The 20,069-nt window shown below is 54.5% G+C and carries 19 protein-coding genes and 1 pseudogene; 14 read left to right on the forward strand and 6 right to left on the reverse strand.

The genetic code is table 11. From position 1 onward, the window contains the following. The first annotated feature begins 19 nt into the window (after positions 1 to 19). From hydN to D4100_RS19120, 4 genes are read left to right on the forward strand one after another with little or no spacing between them, the layout of a single operon-like run. Entirely contained in the window at positions 20 to 562 is a 543-nt protein-coding gene (gene hydN / locus D4100_RS19105; protein WP_065506612.1) for an electron transport protein HydN, read from the forward strand. 11 nt (positions 563 to 573) lie between these two features. Continuing rightward, on the forward strand, positions 574 to 2,730 hold the full coding sequence (gene fdhF / locus D4100_RS19110) for a formate dehydrogenase subunit alpha (protein ID WP_065506613.1): 2,157 nt from the start codon (positions 574 to 576) through the stop codon (positions 2,728 to 2,730). Between the two features lie 54 nt (positions 2,731 to 2,784). Continuing rightward, a complete protein-coding gene (gene hypF / locus D4100_RS19115) occupies positions 2,785 to 5,088 on the forward strand; it encodes a carbamoyltransferase HypF (protein ID WP_119805028.1) in 2,304 nt (767 codons plus the stop codon). A gap of 1 nt (position 5,089) precedes the next feature. Next, on the forward strand, positions 5,090 to 6,112 hold the full coding sequence (locus tag D4100_RS19120) for a HoxN/HupN/NixA family nickel/cobalt transporter (RefSeq protein ID WP_065506615.1): 1,023 nt from the start codon (positions 5,090 to 5,092) through the stop codon (positions 6,110 to 6,112). Here the strand turns inward: D4100_RS19120 and D4100_RS19125 are convergent, their stop codons facing one another. Then, positions 6,113 to 6,379: a hypothetical protein gene (locus D4100_RS19125; protein WP_119805029.1), complete on the reverse strand. Its 267-nt coding sequence runs from the start codon at positions 6,377 to 6,379 to the stop codon at positions 6,113 to 6,115. A gap of 547 nt (positions 6,380 to 6,926) precedes the next feature. Between D4100_RS19125 and D4100_RS19130 the strand changes: the two genes are divergently transcribed. From D4100_RS19130 to D4100_RS19165, 8 genes are all read left to right on the forward strand, one after another. Next, positions 6,927 to 7,337, forward strand: a complete 411-nt coding sequence (locus D4100_RS19130; RefSeq protein ID WP_119805030.1) for a GNAT family N-acetyltransferase — start codon at positions 6,927 to 6,929, stop codon at positions 7,335 to 7,337. Positions 7,338 to 7,362: 25 nt separating this feature from the next. Next, positions 7,363 to 8,052 (forward strand): helix-turn-helix transcriptional regulator, encoded by a 690-nt coding sequence (locus D4100_RS19135; protein ID WP_065506618.1) that lies wholly within the window; start codon positions 7,363 to 7,365, stop codon positions 8,050 to 8,052. A 20-nt stretch (positions 8,053 to 8,072) separates the two neighbouring features. Further along, positions 8,073 to 9,374 carry a cytosine permease gene (locus tag D4100_RS19140; RefSeq protein WP_065506619.1) on the forward strand — a complete coding sequence of 434 codons (1,302 nt, stop codon included), beginning with the start codon at positions 8,073 to 8,075 and terminating at the stop codon, positions 9,372 to 9,374. A gap of 60 nt (positions 9,375 to 9,434) precedes the next feature. Further along, positions 9,435 to 9,749 carry an NIPSNAP family protein gene (locus tag D4100_RS19145; protein WP_065506620.1) on the forward strand — a complete coding sequence of 105 codons (315 nt, stop codon included), beginning with the start codon at positions 9,435 to 9,437 and terminating at the stop codon, positions 9,747 to 9,749. A gap of 567 nt (positions 9,750 to 10,316) precedes the next feature. Further along, positions 10,317 to 10,919, forward strand: coding sequence for a helix-turn-helix domain-containing protein (locus D4100_RS19150; RefSeq protein WP_065506621.1), 603 nt, complete (start codon positions 10,317 to 10,319; stop codon positions 10,917 to 10,919). Beyond that, entirely contained in the window at positions 10,920 to 11,816 is an 897-nt protein-coding gene (locus D4100_RS19155; protein WP_065506622.1) for a queuosine precursor transporter, read from the forward strand. It begins immediately after the preceding gene. Next, positions 11,794 to 12,636: an NADPH-dependent 7-cyano-7-deazaguanine reductase QueF gene (gene queF, locus D4100_RS19160; RefSeq protein ID WP_119805031.1), complete on the forward strand. Its 843-nt coding sequence runs from the start codon at positions 11,794 to 11,796 to the stop codon at positions 12,634 to 12,636. The genes D4100_RS19155 and queF overlap by 23 nt, the downstream gene beginning before the upstream one ends. Before the next feature lie 125 nt (positions 12,637 to 12,761). After that, the gene (locus D4100_RS19165; RefSeq protein ID WP_119805032.1) at positions 12,762 to 14,909 is read left to right on the forward strand and encodes a phosphocholine-specific phospholipase C; all 2,148 of its coding nucleotides are present in this window, start codon (positions 12,762 to 12,764) and stop codon (positions 14,907 to 14,909) included. An 85-nt stretch (positions 14,910 to 14,994) separates the two neighbouring features. Here D4100_RS19165 and D4100_RS19170 read toward each other — a convergent pair whose 3' ends face one another. Both D4100_RS19170 and D4100_RS19175 read right to left on the reverse strand, forming a co-directional pair. Continuing rightward, positions 14,995 to 15,570 carry an Ail/Lom family outer membrane beta-barrel protein gene (locus D4100_RS19170; protein WP_119805033.1) on the reverse strand — a complete coding sequence of 192 codons (576 nt, stop codon included), beginning with the start codon at positions 15,568 to 15,570 and terminating at the stop codon, positions 14,995 to 14,997. Positions 15,571 to 16,011: 441 nt separating this feature from the next. Next, entirely contained in the window at positions 16,012 to 16,788 is a 777-nt protein-coding gene (locus tag D4100_RS19175) for a helix-turn-helix transcriptional regulator (protein WP_119805034.1), read from the reverse strand. Positions 16,789 to 16,914: 126 nt separating this feature from the next. Between D4100_RS19175 and D4100_RS19180 the strand changes: the two genes are divergently transcribed. Continuing rightward, the gene (locus D4100_RS19180) at positions 16,915 to 18,078 is read left to right on the forward strand and encodes a YbfB/YjiJ family MFS transporter (RefSeq protein WP_119805035.1); all 1,164 of its coding nucleotides are present in this window, start codon (positions 16,915 to 16,917) and stop codon (positions 18,076 to 18,078) included. A 113-nt stretch (positions 18,079 to 18,191) separates the two neighbouring features. Here D4100_RS19180 and D4100_RS19185 read toward each other — a convergent pair whose 3' ends face one another. The 3 genes and pseudogenes from D4100_RS19185 to D4100_RS25925 form a co-directional block, all read right to left on the reverse strand. Next, positions 18,192 to 18,761 carry a hypothetical protein gene (locus tag D4100_RS19185; protein ID WP_244941684.1) on the reverse strand — a complete coding sequence of 190 codons (570 nt, stop codon included), beginning with the start codon at positions 18,759 to 18,761 and terminating at the stop codon, positions 18,192 to 18,194. A 52-nt stretch (positions 18,762 to 18,813) separates the two neighbouring features. Continuing rightward, complete coding sequence (locus D4100_RS19190) at positions 18,814 to 19,065, reverse strand: hypothetical protein (protein WP_119805036.1); 252 nt, start codon at positions 19,063 to 19,065, stop codon at positions 18,814 to 18,816. A 107-nt stretch (positions 19,066 to 19,172) separates the two neighbouring features. Next, a pseudogene (locus D4100_RS25925) lies at positions 19,173 to 19,406 on the reverse strand (hemagglutinin repeat-containing protein); the annotation flags it as partial. 246 nt (positions 19,407 to 19,652) lie between these two features. On the opposite strand from D4100_RS25925, the gene D4100_RS19200 reads away from it, so the two are divergent. Further along, complete coding sequence (locus D4100_RS19200; RefSeq protein ID WP_119805037.1) at positions 19,653 to 20,012, forward strand: helix-turn-helix domain-containing protein; 360 nt, start codon at positions 19,653 to 19,655, stop codon at positions 20,010 to 20,012. Positions 20,013 to 20,069 lie beyond the last annotated feature (57 nt).

The following is a 20,069-nucleotide window of genomic DNA, read 5'->3' on the forward strand; positions in this document are numbered from 1 at the left end:
CGTAAACCAGGAGTTCATGATGAACCGGTTCATCATCGCCGATCCGAAGAAATGCATCGGCTGCCGTACCTGCGAAATCGCCTGCGTCATGGCACACAGCGCCACCCAGGACATTTCGGCGTTGACCGCCGCCACCTTCGCCCCAAGGTTGCACGTGATTAAAGGCGTGAACGTCAGTACCGCCGTGTTATGCCGCCAGTGTGAAGACGCACCCTGCGCCAACGTCTGCCCCAACGGTGCCATCAGCCGCCAAAACGGCATGGTGTTGGTGATGCAGGAACGCTGTATCGGCTGCAAAACCTGCGTGGTGGCCTGCCCCTACGGCGCCATGGAGGTGATCACCCGCCCGGTGATCCGCCAGAACGGCGCTCAACTGAGCGCCATCAGCGACAAAGCCGAAGCCCACAAATGCGATTTGTGCACCGGTCGCGCCGCCGGCCCGGCCTGTATGGAAACCTGCCCCACCAAAGCGCTGCACTGCGTCGACCGCAATTTGTTGCAGGAAATGAACGCCGAGAAACGCCGCCGTGCCGCGCTCGACAACTTGTCGTCTCTGTTTTAGGAGCTGAACCAATGAAAAAAATCACGACCGTCTGCCCTTACTGTGGCGCAGGCTGCAAAATGAAACTGGTGGTGGATAACGGCAAAATCCTTCGCGCAGAAGCCGCCGACGGCGCAACCAATCAGGGCGAGCTGTGCCTGAAGGGTTACTACGGCTGGGACTTTCTCAACGACACCAAACTGCTGACGCCACGCCTGACGCAGCCGCTGATCCGCCGTGAAAAAGGCGGCAAGTTTGAAGCGGTCAGCTGGGACGAAGCCATCCGCTATACCGCGCAGCGGCTGAAAGCCATCAAACAGCAGCACGGCGCACGCGCCATTATGCACACCGGGTCCTCACGCGGCACCGGCAACGAAACCAACTATGTGATGCAGAAGTTCGCCCGCGCGGTGATCGGCAACAATAACGTCGACTGCTGCGCCCGCGTCTGTCACGGCCCGTCGGTTGCCGGTTTGCAAGCCACGCTGGGCAACGGCGCCATGAGCAACTCGATCGGTGATATCGAAAACTCCAAATGTTTACTGATCATCGGCTACAACTGCGCCGATTCGCACCCGATCGTCGCCCGCCGGGTCCTGAAGGCCAAAGAGAAAGGCGCGCAAATCGTGGTTTGCGATCCGCGCCGCATTGAAACCGCCCGCATCGCCGATCAGCATCTGCAAATCAACAACGGCTGCAATATGGCGCTGGTTAACGCCTTCGGCCACGTACTGATCGAAGAAAACCTGTATGACCGCGATTATGTGGCGAAATACACCGAAGGCTTCGACGCCTACCGCCGACAAGTGGCCGATTACGCGCCGGAAACGGTGGAACAACTGACCGGCGTCAGCGCCCGGCAAATCCGTCAGGCGATGCGCACCTACGCCAGCGCGCCTTCCGCCACCATCATGTGGGGCATGGGCGTCACCCAGTTCGGCCAGGCGGTGGATGTGGTCAAAGGGCTGGCCAGCCTGGCGCTGTTGACCGGTAACCTCGGGCGCGCCAACGTCGGCGTCGGCCCGGTGCGCGGCCAAAACAACGTCCAAGGCGCCTGCGATATGGGCGTGTTGCCAAACGAGTTCCCCGGTTATCAATCCGTTACTGACCCCGCCGTCCGCGCCAAATTCGCCGCCGCCTGGGGCATTGACGCCGCCGGTATGGATCCGGACGTGGGTTATCGCATCACAGAAGTGCCGCACCTGGTGCACGAAGGCAAAGTGAAAGCCTATTACATCATGGGGGAAGATCCGTTACAGACCGAAGCCGATCTCAGCCTGGTGCGCAGCGCGTTCGATGCGCTCGAGTTTATCGTGGTGCAAGACATCTTCATGACCAAAACCGCCGAACGGGCGGACGTGATCCTGCCATCCACCTCCTGGGGCGAACACGGTGGCGTGTTCTCGTGCGCCGATCGCGGTTTCCAGCGTTTCGAAAAGGCCATCGAGCCGCAGTACAACGTCAAGCGCGACTGGGAAATCATCAGCCTGCTGGCGACCGAACTGGGCTATCCGATGCATTACGAAGACAACCAGCAAATCTGGGATGAAATGCGCGAGCTGTGCCCGCTGTTTTACGGCGCGACCTACGAAAAAATGGGCGAACTCGGCCACATTCAATGGCCTTGCACCACGCTCGAGAGCCCAGGCACGCCGTATCTGTATCAGGGCAATCAATTCACCACCCCGTCCGGCAAGGGGCAGCTGTTCGCCACCACCTGGCGCGCCCCGGCCGAAGTGCCGGACGCCGCTTATCCGCTGGTGTTGTGTACGGTGCGTGAAGTCGGCCACTACTCCTGCCGTTCGATGACCGGCAACTGCGCCGCCTTGCAAACGCTGGCGGATGAACCGGGCTTCGTGCAAATCAACCCGCAAGACGCCGCCGCCCTGGGCGTTGGCGATCAGCAGCTGGTGTGGGTCGCCTCGCGGCGCGGCAAGGTGATCTCCCGCGCCAACTACAACGAACGCATTAACCTGGGCGCGGTGTACATGACCTATCAGTGGTGGATTGGTGCCTGCAATGAATTGACGCAGGAGAACCTCGATCCGATATCCAAAACGCCGGAAACCAAGTACTGCGCGGTCAAGCTGGAAGCGATTGACGATCAAAACTGGGCGGAAAATTACGCCAGCCAAAGCTACAGCGACATGAAAGCCCGCCTGCGCAGGGCGGTGGAAGACGTGATGTGACCGTTAACCAAACCGGGACGAACCTGTTCGTCCCCTACTTATTGGGTGGGTAAGATGTCCAAGTCACCGTCAGGATTATTGCTTCGCGTCAGCGGCAAAGTGCAGGGCGTCGGATTCCGCCCCTTTGTCTGGCAACTGGCGCAGCGCCTCGGCCTGCGTGGCGAAGTCTGGAACGACAGCGCCGGGGTCGAAATTCGGCTGGTGCAACCGGTGGATATCGATATGTTCCTGCATATGCTGCAGCGCCAGGCACCGGCGTTGGCCCAGATTGATAACATCGGCCTGCGCCCCTTCAACTGGCTGCAGCCGCCGCAGGACTTTGCCATTCGCCATAGCCGACAAAGCCAAATGGCTACGCAGGTCGTTCCCGACGCCGCCACCTGCCCCGATTGTCTGCGTGAAATGAACGATCCGCACGATCGTCGCTACCGTTATCCCTTCATTAACTGCACGCATTGCGGCCCACGCTTCACCCTGATTCGCTATATGCCTTACGACCGCCCGGCGACCAGCATGGCGCCGTTCGCACTGTGCCCGCACTGCGCCTGGGAATACCACACGCCGCAGGATCGGCGCTTTCACGCCCAGCCGGTGGCCTGCCGCGAATGCGGACCGCAGCTCTTCAGTTGCCACGCGGACGGCAAAGCCATCAACCTGGCGGATATGGCGTTGCAACAGGCGGCGGCACTGTTATGCGCCGGCGAAATCGTCGCCATCAAGAGCGTCGGCGGTTTCCATTTGGCCTGTGACGCCACCGATCAGCACGCGGTGATGCGCCTGCGCAACCGTAAACGGCGGCCGGGCAAACCGCTGGCGGTAATGTTGCCGGATATCGGCTGGCTGACGCGCTGCACCGGCAGCCACTCGCTGGCGCAACTGAGCGAAACCCTGCTTTCCCCGGCCGCACCGATCGTCCTGGTGCCACAGCGCCCCCACTCCGCGCTGTGCGACGCCGTTGCGCCGCATCTGGACGAAGTCGGCGTCATGCTGCCGTCCAACCCACTGCATCATCTCCTGATGCAAGCGGTGCGACGCCCGCTGGTGATGACCTCCGGCAACGCCGCCGGGTGTGCGCCGGCGTTAACCAACGAGCAGGCGCTGCGCGATCTGACCGGCATTGCCGATCTGTGGCTGATGCATAACCGCGAGATCCTGCAACGCGCCGATGACTCGTTGCTGCGGCAGCACCCGCAGGGCACCGAGATGCTACGCCGCTCGCGCGGTTATGCGCCGGACGCCCTGCCGCTGCCCCCCGGCTTCCCGGTTCAACCGCCGCTGCTAGCGATCGGGGGCGACAATAAAAATACTTTCTGCCTGGTACGCGGCGACAAAGCGATCCTCAGCCAGCATGTTGGCAATCTGGCGCAGGAAGACGTTCAACAACAGTGGCAACACGCCATCGCCCATTTCCTGACGCTGTATCACTGCCGGCCGCAGCGCATCGCCGCCGATGCGCACCCGGATTACGCCAGCCGCCGCTGGGCGCAGCGTCAAGCGCTCCCCTTGACCGAGGTCCTGCATCATCACGCGCATCTGGCGGCCTGCCTGGCGGAGCACCAGTGGCCGCTTGATGGCGGCGCGGTTATCGGGCTAGCGCTGGATGGCCTGGGATACGGCGACAACGGCCAGCTTTGGGGTGGCGAATGCCTGTGGGTGGATTACCGGCAGTGCCGCTCGCTCGGCGGGTTGCCGGCGGTGGCGCTACCGGGCGGCGATCGCGCGGCGCAAGAGCCGTGGCGCAACCTGCTGGCGCACTGCGCGCGCTTTGTCGAGGGTTGGCAACGGCTGCCGGAAACGCAATTTTTGCTGCAACAGCCGTGGCAGCCGCTGCTGAAAGCGATCGACGCCGGCATCAATGCCCCTTTGGCGTCGTCATGCGGCCGGTTGTTTGACGCCGCCGCCGCCGCGTTAGGCTGCGCGCCTTTGCAACTCAGTTGGGAAGGCGAAGCGGCCTGCCGGCTGGAAGCGCTGGCGCATCAGGCGACCCATTGCCGCCATCCGCTGCATCTGCCGCTCAAAGACAATTTGCTCGATCTCGCCGCCTTCTGGCCGCAGTGGCTTGGCTGGCGTACATCGCCGGCGGAGCGCGCCTGGGCGTTTCACGACGCGTTGGCGCAGGGATTCGCCGCCCTGGTCCAACATTTTGCCGCCCAGTACGGCATCAAACAGGTGGCGCTGAGCGGCGGCGTGCTGCACAACCGGCTGCTGCGCCAACGGCTGGTGCATCATCTGGCGCCGCTGCAGGTCCTGCTGCCACAGCGCATCCCCGCCGGCGACGGCGGGCTGGCATTCGGCCAGGCGATGGTCGCCTGCGCGCAACAATCCCCGCTTTCTTCTTCTCTCTCTGACAGGACGTAACATGAATTACCCTGAGTTCTTCCAAAAAAACACCAGCGCCTTCTGGCTGCTGTTGGCGTTGATCGCCGTTAACCTGCTGGCCTGGGCTGCGGCCTTTGCCGCATTCCATCATCACCCGGCGCTGATGGCCGCCGCGCTGCTGGCTTACAGCTACGGCTTGCGCCACGCGGTGGATGCCGACCACATCGCCGCTATCGACAATGTGACGCGCAAATTGATGCAACAGGGCCAACGCCCGGTTTCCGTCGGCGCATTTTTCTCGCTCGGGCATTCGAGTATCGTGATCCTGGCCTGCGCGGCCATCGCCGCCACCTCGCTGGCGTTCGGCAACCGCATCGGCTGGCTGCATGACTACGGCTCCACCCTCGGCACGCTGGTTTCCTCGCTGTTTCTGCTGGCGATGGCGGCGCTCAACGGGCTGATTCTGCGCGATGTTTACCGCACCTTCCGCCGGGTGAAAAGAGGGGAAAAACTGACGGATGAAGCGCTGGCGCACCGGCACGGCGGCCTGATGACGCGGCTGTTCCGCATGACCTTCAATACCGTGAACAAAAGCCGGCATATGTATCTGGTGGGATTTTTGTTTGGGTTGGGGTTTGATACCGCCACCGAAGTCGGCCTGCTGGGCATTTCCGCCGCCGGTGCCGGTTCGGGCATGTCAGTCTGGTCGATCATGATCTTCCCGCTGCTGTTTGCCGCCGGTATGGCGTTGGTGGATTCGCTGGATAATTTCGTCATGATTGGCGCTTACGGCTGGGCGTTCAACAAACCGGTGCGCAAGCTGTATTACAACATGACCATTACCGCCACCAGCGTGGCGATTGCGGTGCTGATTGGCGGCCTGGAAGGATTGGGGTTGCTGGCCGAAAAATTGAACCTGCACGGCGCCGTTTGGGATGGCATTACGCTGCTCAATGACAATATGGGCAGCGTCGGTTACGCCGCTATTGCGCTTTTTGTCTTGTTCTGGGCGCTGTCGGCGATCAACTACCGGCGTAAAAACTATGACGCGCTGGCGGTTTAATCATCGTTGATATCCTGATCGCCAGACGTCTGTTTTTGCGAGAAAAGTGAGGTTCATTATTCCCACCGCAGTGGAACACCCGCTGCGGCCACCGAATTGCTCATATTTGCCTGTAAGGGTGCCGGCAAAACGAAAAAACCTCCTTTTTATCACATCAAAGGAGGTGTTCCAGAGCAGAACCAATATCACGAAGCTTGCGATGACAAGCGGTGCGTATCTTAATAAATAACCACACATAATAAAAATGCAATATTGCGCTCCAGCCATGCATAAATTTACCTTTTAAAAGAGTAAAAGTATTTTTTAAAGATGCGTAGCCAGAACTTATACCAACGAAAAAAAAACAAAAGCCAAAAAGTATCTGGAAAGTGTAAATAATCGGTAAATCTTGCATCGCCGGAGAATAATAAGGTGGGTCAGTATATGCAGCATTGCTTTACGCCAGCTAACTGACGGCAATAATGCCGGGTAATTTAGCTTTGGGCGGAGTCATCTAAACGGCTGAAGATAGCGGCTCCCCTTTGGCAAGTTGACTTGCTCTACCGGTGGAGCCTTGAATAGCAGATTTACGTTCCTGATGAGGCCCTGGTGAGGCGCAATAGGAATTAGGTTACTGAGCAGGGCCTGAAGATATTTATGCGTGTACTACGCTATTGTTTTGCCCCGTCACGTTCAATATAACCGCTGGTCTGCCTGACGGGAACGGGTGAAAAGCACCCTTGTAATACATTATGAAAAGTGATAGTTAAACGAGTTGAGTGAATTCCATTTAATTTCAACACAAATTATTACCAAGGGAAAGTATATTACTGCCATGAATATCAATGTGACGGACCAGCCTAACCCACAGGACGAAGAGTACATTATCGACAGCCTTTGGGCCCACAACGAGCATTATCAACCCGTAGATATCCACCCGCTGTTTCTGACCGTTACCGATGACGCCGGTAAAATCGTTGCCGGATTGGTGGCCAGAACCTGGTGGGGCGGCCTTGAAGTACAATATCTCTGGGTCGGCGATGACCATCGTAAAAGCGGTTATGGCCGCCAACTGATGGAAAAAGCGGAAGAAGAAGCCCGTAAACGGGGTTGCCACATGGCCTATGTCGATACGTTCGACTTCCAGGCCAGAGGTTTTTACGAAAAATTGGGTTATCAGGTCTATGGCAATTTAGGCGGCTATGCCAAAAAGCATACGCGTCATTACCTGGCGAAAGAAATTTAACGCAATTTTAATCGGTGAGGTCAGAATGGATTCGCCCGATAAAAATAATGAATTTTATTTGCAGGGTCTTATTGCCATGATGGAGCACTTAAGTGATCCCTGGGGCATTAAGGATCTGGAATCCCGTCATATCTATATGAACAAGGCCGCCTATCTCTATACCAATACGCCGTTGAGTTTCGATATCGCCGGCAAACGGGACGACGAGTTTCCCGCCGACTGGGCAGACTGCGCAGACGATTTTATAGAACACGACAAAATGACGGAAATGTCGCGGGATCGGGTTGCCGTAATAGAAACGCATTATTGGTACGGGAAAGACAGCCTGACCCCCTTTATCAGCGAAAAGCTGCCCATTTACAATGATAAAAAGCAGGTGTTCGGGGTGATGTGGAATGCCAAACCGCTTAACACGCTAACGCCGCTAAAATACATCAACCAGCAAAAACCCAGCGTACTGACCACCGAAGTGAACAGTACTATTTTCACCCAATCCGAGCTTGACGTTATATTTTTAATGCTGCAAAGGCTGTCGGTGAAAGAAATAGCAAAAATATATAACATCAGCACCAAAACGATAGAAAATAGAATATATAACATCTATCAGAAATCTGACGTCCATACGCTGCAACAGTTTGAGGAGTTTTGCAAATATGCGCGTCTGGACAGCTATATTCCCGATCGCCTGATAGCAAAAGGCATCCAGTTTATCTGAACAGCAAGGAACACCTTATCGTGATCAAGATTGAAGACTATCCGTTAACGCGGGTACCGCAGGATAAAAGAGTCTCCTTTTTAAGCGTGGCCATCGTGCATATGGGCATGCTGACCGCCCTGGACCAATTTATGCTTGGAGCGGTGCTCGGCCACTCCATGACGTTGTTTGATGCGTTCAGCGCCATTTTTATCGGCAGCCTGATATTTGGCGTGGTGACTTACGGCCTTGGGCTGGCGGGCATGCGCGAAGGGATCTCCGGCAGCCTGCTGGCCCGCTGGTGCGGTTTCGGCCGCCTGGGTTCGGTGTTGATCGGGGTGGTGGTGGCCATCAGCCTGCTGGGCTGGTTTGGCATACAAAACGCCATCTTCGCCAAATCGCTGGATTTCGCCCTGGGCAATAAACTGGGCTTTGGCCTGGCCGCCGGCCTGTCCGGCACCTTGTTGACGATTCTGGTGGCGTTTGGCTTCAAGGCATTGCGCATTGCCGCCCGCATTGCGGTTCCGATGTTCATCATGCTGGTGGCCTATATTTCCATCACCGCCCTCTCCGGCCATAACCTGCAGGAAATTATCCAGTTGGCGCCGCCGGGAGAGCCGCTGACCATCAGCGCCGGCATCACCATCGTGGTCGGCGGCGCCATCGTGGCGAGCCTGATGACCCCCGATCTGACCCGTTATTCCAGGAACGGCAAACACGTGTTTGGCGTGACAATTTTCACCATCATCGCCGGGGAGTTCGTGGTCAATGGCCTGGCGATCCTGATCGCCAAGACGCTCGGCACGGCAGATGTGGTGACCATCATGTCTCAGGCCGCCGGCGGTGCAGGCCTGCTGGTGGTGGTGTTCTCTACCTTAAGGGTCAATGACCTCAACCTCTATTCCTCCTCGCTCGGCATCGTCAATGCGGTCGAAGGCATGACCGGCAAAAGACTGAAATACACCGCCACCACGCTGGTTATCGGCGTGCTGGGCACCACACTGTCCGTGCTGGGGATCCTGGACCGCTTCGTCGATTTCCTGACGGTGCTTGGTGTGGTGTTCCCGCCGATTATAGGCATCATGCTGGTGGATTATTATCTGCTGCGCACCCACCGTAAAATCCTGGATGAGAGCCGAAAGGCAGGCAAGTTGCCGGACCAGACGCCGACGATTGGCTGGACGGCGATAATCGCCAGTATCGTGGGTGGCATCGTCGGGTTGGTTACCGAGTGGGGCGTACCAACAATCAATTCACTGCTGGCCGCCAGTCTCTTATATTGGGCATGCAAATTGGCACTGGGCCGCTATCAGAAGCCGGTACCCTCGCAAAAACTGACGTAATCCGATCTGTCCCACTCATAGCAAGGCTCCCCACAGGCTGGGGAGCCAGGAGACCCACCCATGATCACCTGCACCCTAAAATATGTTTTAGATCCGTACAAAATCGCCGAATTTGAGCAATACGCCCGTTTATGGATCCCGCTGGTCAATCGCATGGGCGGCACGCACCACGGTTATTTTTTGCCGTCGGAAGGCGCCAATAACATCGCGCTGGCGTTATTCAGTTTTCCCAGCCTGGCCGCCTACGAGGAATACCGCATAAAAATGGCTGCGGACGCAGAATGTTGCGCCGCTTACGAGCTGGAAAAACGCAATCGCAGCATCATCAGTTATGAACGGAGCTTTATGCGCCCGGTTCTTTCTGGGCAGGACTAAGCATAGAGAAAAATAAGGCGGGGTTCGGGCTGTATTGCCTGGGGCAATAAAATAGATATCGGTCGGCTAAACAGCCGACTGGCATCTGGACTTTCGGTGGGTTTAAAACTGCGGCTTTACGGCCGGAGACGTGATTGGAATTCCCTGGTGTCGGTAGCTAAAAACATCCTTTAATACTCAGAGAATGGAAACGCCTCCCCTCTGAGTTTTTTATTATAGAAGCCGTTAATGACCGTATTAAACTGTTTTGATCATCAAGAAACACTTCAGTATGGATGAACAGTAGCCCACCCAAACCACTCTGGTCAACATAAAAGTGGACATAAAAATCACTTTTGTGTCCACTTTTTCAAAAACTTAACATAACAAATTGATTTAAATATAATTACCCAGATTACACAGCATGCTAATCATGATTAAGTAATCAATTAGGTGAATAAGTTAATTTTATAGCATCTGTTTCTAAAGGGTAATCAGGCGCTTATCATCGTGAGGAATACGTCCGTTGTAGACAATGTCGGTGCGTAGGATATAGTACTGCCTGCAACAATATTGTAAGGAATGCTTATGAAGACGACCAACGCTCAGCGCAAAATCAACATCATTAAAAATATAGAATATCTGATGCGTACCCGGGGCGAAACCAAGGCATCCTTTTCTAACCGCACCGGCCTGACGCGCACCACCCTCTATAAAATTCTGGATGGCCGGGTCAACAATGTGCAGCAGGCCACCGTTAACCGGATTTCAGACTTCTTCGGCGTTTCCTGCGAAGAGATTGAAGACTATGATCTGGAAAAGCTGGAGCTGCTCAACGAAACGCTTTCCACCGAGGGGAATAAAAACCCTTCCGCTATCCCCGTCATTCCCCAGTCCCGATATCTCTCGGTCGCTGCATGGAAGGTCGGTCAGTTGGTCACCGCGTTCCCTTTGACTTATTTCTTCGGCGATGAGTCAAATATGGTAGCAATGAAAATAGAAACCGAAATAAAAGGTTCATTTATCCCAGGCGAGGTCATTATTATAAAACGCCCGCCGGTGCTGGTTTGCGATTCGCCTTTATTGTATCACTCGGGAAAAAACGGCTTCTTTGTGGTTAACGGCAAAGAAGATAGCGGCATGGAAGATACCGTGCGATTTCTGGGTTATATCGTTGGAGAAAGGCTATAAATGGAATCTAATAAAAAATTTAAACTGCTGGGGTTTACCCGTCATGGCACTCTGGCTGCCAATGTCATGGTATTAGCCACAGGTAAAACCATTACCATGGGGCTGAATGAACTGGCCGACAGCGACATATCGGAAGATCTGAGCCGCCATGAGTTACAAGCGCTCTATCGCAAAATCTACGGCAATAACCAACAGCAAACCGCCTATGAGCTCAGCGATCGTCATGAACGATCCTGGTATGCCTATCTGATCATTACCGTGGCGCTCAGCGTGATTTATATCTTCTCAACCCTGTGCGGCGTCAAACCGATTCAAATCCCCGCATTGAACCTGATCACGCCCCCGGCAATATTTATTTACCCCCTCACCTTTATCCTGGTGGATATTCTGAACGAGTTTTACGGACTGCGGCTGGCCAGACGCACCATTATCATCTCGTTTATGGCCAACCTGATTTTTGTGCTGGGCGTCTGGGCGACCACGCTGGTGCCGAGCATTCCGCAGTGGGAATTCAGCAAGACTTATGACGGCATCGTCCACAGCATCATGGCAGTGTTGGTAGCCTCATCCGCGGCCTATTTAATCTCCGAGAACGTCAATTCCTATCTGTTGTGCAAAATCAAGGAACTGACCAACTCCCGTTACCTGTTTGTACGGGTGATCACCAGCACCGTGGTCGCCTCGGCCATCGACAGCGTGGTGTTCTGTACCCTGGCGTTCTACAACGTCCTGAGCTGGGATATCATCAAAACCATGATCCTGTCACAGTTCCTGATCAAGGTAGTCTACGCCCTGGTCGGTGTTGGGCCGATTTACGCCGCCCGCAGCCTGTTTAACCGCTATATCAATACCGATCTTGCAAGGAGCAATCAATATGCATATCAAAAAACAAGATAAAATCACCCATCTTGGCGCCAACTCCGATTACCCGGACCAGTATGCTCCCGAGTTGCTCGAAGCCCTGCCGCGCGCACGAGGTCGGGATCTGATCGGCGTAGATGAACAGAACCTGCCATTCCACGGCTTTGATCTGTGGACCGCCTTCGAACTGTCCTGGCTCAATGCCAAAGGCAAGCCGGTAGTCGGCATTGGCGAATTCGCCTTGCCCTATTCCTCAACCCACCTGATCGAGTCCAAATCATTCAAACTGTATCTCAACAGCTTTAACCAGACGCGTTTCGACAGCGTGGAACAGGTCAGCGCCGCAATGCAAAAAGATCTGTCGCAGGCCGCCAACGGTCAAGTAGGGGTGAAGCTGTATCCTGGGTTAGAGGGTTATTCATCGCAAATCGACCACCTGCCGGGCATCAATATTGACGACCTGGATATTGCCGTGGATGACTTTGACTTCAAACCGGAATATCTGCACGGTGCCGCCAGCGAACAGGCGGAAAGCGTGACGGAGACGCTGTCCTCCAATCTGCTGAAATCCAACTGTCTGGTCACCAACCAGCCGGATTGGGGTAGCGTGGTGATCCATTATCAGGGCCGGAAAATCGATCGTGAGTGCCTGCTGCGCTACCTGATCTCCTTCCGCCAGCATAATGAGTTCCACGAGCAGTGCGTCGAGCGCATTTTCAACGACATCAAGCAACACTGCCGGCCGGAAAAACTCAGCGTATTCGCTCGCTACACCCGTCGTGGCGGTCTGGACATCAACCCGTTCCGCAGTGATTTCGAAAAGGCGCCAACCCTGGGCCGGTTGATCAGACAATAAACGCCAGCCCTGTAATGCCCTCGCTCGGGGGCATTATTTTCCCCATTCATCTCCTTGTTATTTTTGGCCATTACCGTCGTTAACCGCTATCTTCAAACCACACCGCCAAAGGGAGTTAACGACGCATGCCCCATTTTTCACGCAGACAGTTACTGCAGGCTGCCGCCATCGGATCGGCATTTTCACTGTTACCCGCCTCGATTCGCAAAGCGCTGGCCATACCGGCCAATAACCGCACCGGCACGATAAAGGATGTCGAGCATGTGGTGATCCTGATGCAGGAAAACCGCTCCTTCGACCACTACTTCGGCACCCTGCCCGGCGTGCGCGGCTTTAGCGATCGCATCACCATTCCCCTGCAGGAAGGCCGTCATGTCTGGCAACAGCAGGGTGCCGAGCGGCTGGTGTTGCCTTACCATCTGGACAGCAAGCGCGGCAATGCCCAGCGCGTCGACGGCACACCGCATTCCTGGGTGGATGAGCAATCGGCCTGGGACCATGGCCGGATGAATGCCTGGCCCACTTATAAAACGCCGACCTCGATGGGTTATTACCGTCGTCACGAGCTGCCGTTCCAGTTTGCCCTGGCGGAAACCTTCACCCTGTGCGACGCCTATCATTGCTCAATCCACGCCGGCACCAACACCAACCGTCTGTTCCACTGGACCGGCACCAACGGCCCGTCGGCGGCCAACGTCGCCGTGGTGGTCAACGAGTGGGATAGCCCCGGCCCGGTTGACGTCGGCTACGACTGGAAAACCTATCCGGAACGGCTGGAGGAGAGCGGCGTCAGCTGGAAGGTTTACCAATTCCTGCCGGATAACTTCACCGATAACCCGCTGGCGGGTTTTCGCCAGTACCGCGCCGCCAGCGTTAAAGTGGGCAACCCGGCGCAACCGCCGAAAGACTTCACCGCCTTTGTGCCCTATCGCGACGAGCTGAACGACAGCGTGCCGTTGTACAAAGGCAACGGCAATACTCTGCCGGCCGCCGACGGCAACGATCTGGACGCTATGCTGGCCGGTTTTCGCGCCGACGTGCAGCAGGGCAAGCTGCCGCAGGTGAGCTGGATAATCGCCCCGGCGGCCTACTCGGAGCACCCCGGGCCTTCCAGCCCGGTGCAGGGTGGCTGGTTTACCCAGGAGATCCTGAATGCGCTGACCGACAACCCCGAGGTGTGGAGCAAAACCGTGTTGCTGGTAAATTACGACGAAAACGACGGTTTCTTCGATCACATGCCTTCCCCTTCGGCGCCTTCGTTGCGGGAAGACGGCAGTTTCGCCGGCAAATCTACGGTGCCGTTCGAAACCGAGATCTTCCAGCACGCCGCCCCGCCCGGTTCGCAAGAGCAACCGCCGCCGGACGGCCGCATCTATGGCCCCGGGCCACGCGTGCCGATGCTGATCCTGTCTCCCTGGAGCCGCGGCGGTTGGGTTAATTCGCAGGTATTCGACCACACCTCGGTGCTGCAATTTCTGGAAAAACGTTTTCAGGTGCATGAACCTAACATCAGCGCCTGGCGCCGCGCGGTGTGCGGTGATCTCACCTCGGCATTCAATTTTGTCGATCCCAACGGGGAAACCTTGCCCAAGCTGCCGGCCACCACCCGCCACAGCGCCGACCGCCTGCGCATGCGCCAGGAACAGCTGCCGCAGGTGCCGTTGCCGCCGCCTGGCAGCCAGCAGTTACCGCATCAGCAGCGGCTGGCGCGCCCTTCCCGGGCGCTGCCTTACCAGTTGCATGTCGAAGCCAGCGCCGATCCCGTACAAAAACGGCTGACGCTCAACCTGTTGAATACCGGTGAGCAGGGCGCGGTGTTTCACGTTTACGACCAGCGGCATCTGGACCAGATCCCGCGTCGTTACACCGTCGAGGCCGGCAAGGCGCTCAGCGATGACTGGCAAACGACGGACGAGTATCACCTCTGGCTGCTGGGGCCTAACGGTTTCCATCGCGAGCTGCGCGGCACCTTGCAACAGCCGCAACCGGAAGTGCGTTTGATTCCACATGACGGCAGCCTGGAACTGGCGCTCAACAACCCCGGCGTCCAGGCAGCAACCGTCACTATCGCCCGCTGCCCTTATACGCAAAGCGGCCCGTGGCGCATTGAACTGCCGCCGGGCGAAAGCCATCGACAGGCCTTCGATACTCTATCCAGCGGCGGCTGGTACGATCTGGTGCTGGAGAGTGCGCACGGCTGGCAACGGCGGCTGGCGGGACGCCTGGAAACCGGCCGGGATAGCGTCAGCGATCCGCTGATGGGCAAAGCCTGAGATATTCGTGACGGGCGGTTTATCGAAAAATGGGGGTAAAGGTTGTCGGCCTCCCGCAATGGGGAGGCCGGCAGCGTTCAACTCATCAGAAACGATAGCCAACGCCTATATTGAAGCCGTTGATCGAGAGGTTCCTGCCGTCAGCATCCAGTCTGGAGCCTTCGTAGCCGACATCAATCGCCAGATTCTCCATTGGGTTAACCTGGAAACCGACGCCGTACATCAAGGAGGTTTTCTTCTGGTTGCCGCTCTCTTCGCCCATATACTCGTAAGTGTTGTTGGCGTAGTTATGCCAGGATGACTTGTAGTCGACCTTATTATAATTCAGGCCCAACAGACCATAGACGCTGATATATTGGTTAATGCGGTACGCCGGACCAACCGACAAGGAGTAATATTTAACTTCCGCATGGTTATCTATCCTGTCGCGAGTTAGGTAGTAAGACTCGCTCTGATCGCCGCTCATATAGGTAAAGGAGCTGATCACGCTGATCGGTGAATCCCACTCGTAACGGTATTTGAGGTTAACGCCGTTGATATTTTTGAAGTCCTGCACCTTGCTTTGCGCATAACCGGCGCTAAGGGTGCTTTGCCCGGCATGGGCCGCAGCGCTGAGGCCCAGAGTGGAAATAACCATGCTGGCGATAACTAACTTCTTCATCGAATCATCCTTAATAGTAAGTAGAACAAATACAGCGTCAACTCATGTGAACCCATGAGTTATTGATGACATGAATGTTTTATTGGAATTTATAAAACCAACTGCTAACAAACAAGAATAAATAATAACTGACATGAGATAAAAATAAATCAGTCAAACTCGTAAGTTGCGAACCAGCACGCATTAATAGTAATTTCTGCCGCCCAGTAACCGGTCTTATAATTGCACTCTTTATCCTATTTCCCCCAGGATCTTACCACGCCGTGACGAGAAAAAAGCCCCAACTCAGGCTAAAATATCCGTAATGGGGCGCGTCAATGACCAGCAACAGCGGAACCGCATCTTTTACCCTGGCCAAAGGAGATGGTCCTTGAAAAATTTTACCCTCCGTAAGCTCACTGCATCGGTTTTACTGTCCCGGCCATAGCGGGTAAAAGCTTGTTATTCCAGGACACGTTGACAATAAAAAATCACGAACATGCCCGGATTGTTTTCTACTTCAAGCGAGGTGTAGGTGTAATGCCTGAGCTGGCCTTTATCATCAAAGATATCTTTATTTCCTGCCCCCACCTTGCTGACATCATGATAATCCCACAGGGTACGAAACTCCGCACTTCTTGCCATCAAATCGTCAACAACAGATTTAAAGGCAGCAGGGTGATTACCGGTCGCGTAATAGGCGCGAAATGAGGCGATGGTATGCCGCGCGGCGCTTTCCCAGTCATTGAGTCTCCGGCGGTAGTCATCCTGGATAAACATGAGCTTGAGTGAGTTTCTGTCGGTGACGGGAATGCTTGACCAGTCGAATATTTTGGTTTTAGCCGCATTGTTCCAGTAAACGATGTCCATATTCTCGCGTCTGACAAAGGCGGGGTGAGGATCCAGGGCATCTACCATGGCCATCACCTCTCGGGGAATTTCATCATGAGTGCGTCTTGAGGAGCCGGAGCCAAAAACCAGCGCATTGAGATAATCCTGTTCAATGTCTGTTAATCGCAAAACCTGGGCAATACGAGTCAGCGCCGCAGGTGAGATACTGATATCACGCCCCTGTTCGAGCCAGGTATACCAGCTTGCGCTGACGGCGGCCAACTGTGCGACCTCCTCCCGGCGTAATCCACTCACCCTCCGATTGTTTTTACTGAACCCGTAGTCTTCCGGATTAAGTCTTGCTCGGCGCTTGAGTAAAAAGGTTTTTATATCCTCACTTCTCGACATAACTGCTCCTGGGTAGGACTCCTGGTCATAGGATAATCTGCCCTATTTTCATCAGAGGAATGGCCTTCTAACATAGCCGCCTAGATTACGACATCTCGTCGGCAATAGCGTATAGAAAGGCTGTAGATGAACGCAAAAGCACCCAGCAATATAACGACCATGTTTATCGGCATTATGACGCTCATCGCCGTGATGGGGATCGGCCGTTTCTCGTTAACGCCGCAAATCCCAGTGATGATTAACGACGGCTATCTGACACTTTCCGGTGCCGGGATCATGGCATCGATGAACTACATCGGCTATCTCATTGGGGCGCTGCACGTCAGCCGCATGCAGAGTAGACACGCTCTTTATCTAAAGGCCGGCCTCCTCATTACCGTCATGGCCACCCTCCTGTCCGGCTCGACCCCAAACTTTGCACTACAGTGTCTCTTTCGGCTGGCCGCGGGTATTGGCGGAGCATGGGCCCTGATCATCGTGACCACCTGGACACAGCTCATTCTTTTGGGTAATCACGCGCCCCGGCTATCTGCAGCCGTATTTACAGGCCCAGGACTCGGTATCACACTTTCGGGTTTACTGGCCTGGCTCATGTCCTCGGCGCATTATCATGCCTCGCTTTCATGGTATGTCTATGGCGCAGTGGCGCTACTCGCCGCGTTGATCATCTTTCGGCATTTACCGAAAGAGGTTGATTCCGCTCAACCGCGCGTTAATAAAACGCCTGTCAGCAGCAACCTCAAAAGGCTGGTATTTATTTATGCGCTTGCGGGATTTGGTTATATATTGCCCGCAACCTTCCTTTCTCAGATGGCGAGAACCACCTTTCCTGTCGGGCAGATTTCCGCCTTTTTCTGGCCGCTTTTTGGTCTTTCTGCCGCCATTGGGGTCATTTTGGTGATATTTTTTGCCGCGCAATTCAATACCCGCAACAGCCTCGCTGGCGCCATGATTTTACAAGGGATAGGTGTGGCCGCCGCCGTGCTGGTTCACAATGTGGCCGGCTTGCTGATTTCAACGATACTGACCGGTTTGGGATTTCTCGTCATCATGCAATTGACCATGAGACTGGCGCGGGAGCTTTCTTCCGGCTCGATGGCCAGAACCGTAGGTCTTTTAACCTCGGGCTACGCCACCGGTCAGCTTATTGGCCCGTTGATTTCGTCACTCAGCATTGCACTGTTTGCCTCCCAGGAACCCGCACTGCTGCTGGCCGCCGCCGGCCTTGTCCTTGGCGGCGTGGGGGTTGTCACCCTGCTCCACAATGAGCGTGCCCTGCCTGCTGGTTAGTCGTTGTCCCGGGGCCCGCTTAAGGCGGGCACCGAAGATAGGTAAGATTAGAGCATAGCAAACCCGACATTATAATTAATGAGTTAGACAGGTTAGTTTAGAACTACTTCACGTCATTCATAATTTCTACCACCCAGCAAACCTGTTTTATAACTGCACTCTTTATCTTCTTTTCCCCAATATCTTGGCGCATGGTTACCCGCTGTTAAATCAATAATGCTTACATACGCATTAGCTGGGTAAATATCATAGTCGTGGCCGACCTCAGGAACGAAACTGGAGGAGCGGGTGGCGATAGTTTGATTGTATTGCGATCTAAACGTCTCTTCTTTATAGGTGATACTGACATGTTGATTCGCTTTGATTTTATACTCTATCGCATCCATGCCCTGCATTTCAGGCGACGGCGGCAACATACCCGGCAATTTTTTATTGTAGGTAGACTTTATACCGATAACGTTAACCCCGGCGGTTAACGTCCTGGCATCGGCAAGTTTGTAACACTCTCCTGATTTTTCATAAACCTCCAGCGTTAACGGCGGCAGGTAGTTTTTCACTCTGATCCTGGCGGAATCTGTACCCGCATAATCTTCCATAGATTTTGTTAAGCTCACTGAACAACCAGAGACAGCGCCGACAGAGAGGGTAACAGCCAGTATTTTTATCAATCGCTTTACAAGCATAATTAATCTCGATCTTTAAACTAAAAATAAAATTAACACGACACCATAATCATTATACCTTTTTGTCTTTACGCGACCGATACCAATCTAAAAGCTTAAATGAAATAGCCGCCAACGATATTGCACTTCCTCCGACAAAGCCGAAAAACACAGCTCTTAAGACCTGATCAAAAGGAAATTTAAACTCCCCACTACTGAAAAACGACAGCGTTGAAATAACCGCACCAATTAATAGCAAGAAGGAAATGCAAAACACCCAACTATAGATGAATAGCTTGATGTATTTAATAAGCGAACCCATCATTTTTTATTCCCCTTTTCATCAACAGGCTTTGAAAAATTCTTTATAAAGCCGCTAGTAAACTCGGACGACATACCGCCTATGAAATCATACACAGACCCTGGAACCTTACCGGCATTGACCGTGGTTTCGGTGTAGCTGGTGCCGTTGCCTTTCTCGTTGCCCTTGCCTTTGTTGACGCTGGCCGAAACGCTCAGCCCGATGCCGCCGGAGCCGACGCCGATGCCCACCCCAAGGGTGCCGCCCTGGCTCTCGTTCTTGCCGTCCAGATACTGGGTGTTTTTGGCGGAAAGCAGGTTCACGTCGCGGTTGGCGTTCAGGGTGACATCCTTGCCCGTCTGCACTGGCTAAAAAATAGATTTAATTGGAGAAAGCAAGCTACCGCCCTACCGTGGCATCCTTGCCTGCACCTTTCCATACTACCAATATGAAGTTCCCCTGCCATTAGCGTTTTGCGAAGTATCTCGCACACTTAAAAACATCAGGATGTATTTTTTAAACATAATGATACCCTTTAAACATAAACCCATTCCACGGGGTAACAATGAAATACTATTTGGGTAACTCCCTTTAACAGGACTCTGTTTTCTATGCCATTAGCTGCCCGATTAAATGAGTTACGTCAAAGATTAGGGCTTTCCCAACAAGATATGGCCGATACCATTGGCATTCATGTAAACAGTTGGAAGAAATATGAAAATGCGCAAGCATTTCCTTCTCTGGATGCTCTCAAAAAAATAGCGATAGCATTGCAGGTCAGTACTGATTACTTACTTTTTGATGAATATGAACGTGGGCATACTTATGCACTGGCATTACAGTTCGAAGCTGTCAGCCAGTTGAATGAAGGCGAACAGGCGGTAATCCGCGAAGTATTGGAAAGTTTGATTACCCGCTATCAAACCCGACGTTGGGATTCAGCAAGAAAAGTTACAAAAGAAGGGTCATGAAAATAACGCAGTAACAGCAGGGTGCAACCTGCTGTTACTGCTCACCACAAGCAACTA

Source organism: Serratia inhibens (assembly GCF_003591175.1).
In the GTDB taxonomy this organism is placed as follows: Bacteria; Pseudomonadota; Gammaproteobacteria; order Enterobacterales; family Enterobacteriaceae; genus Serratia; species Serratia inhibens.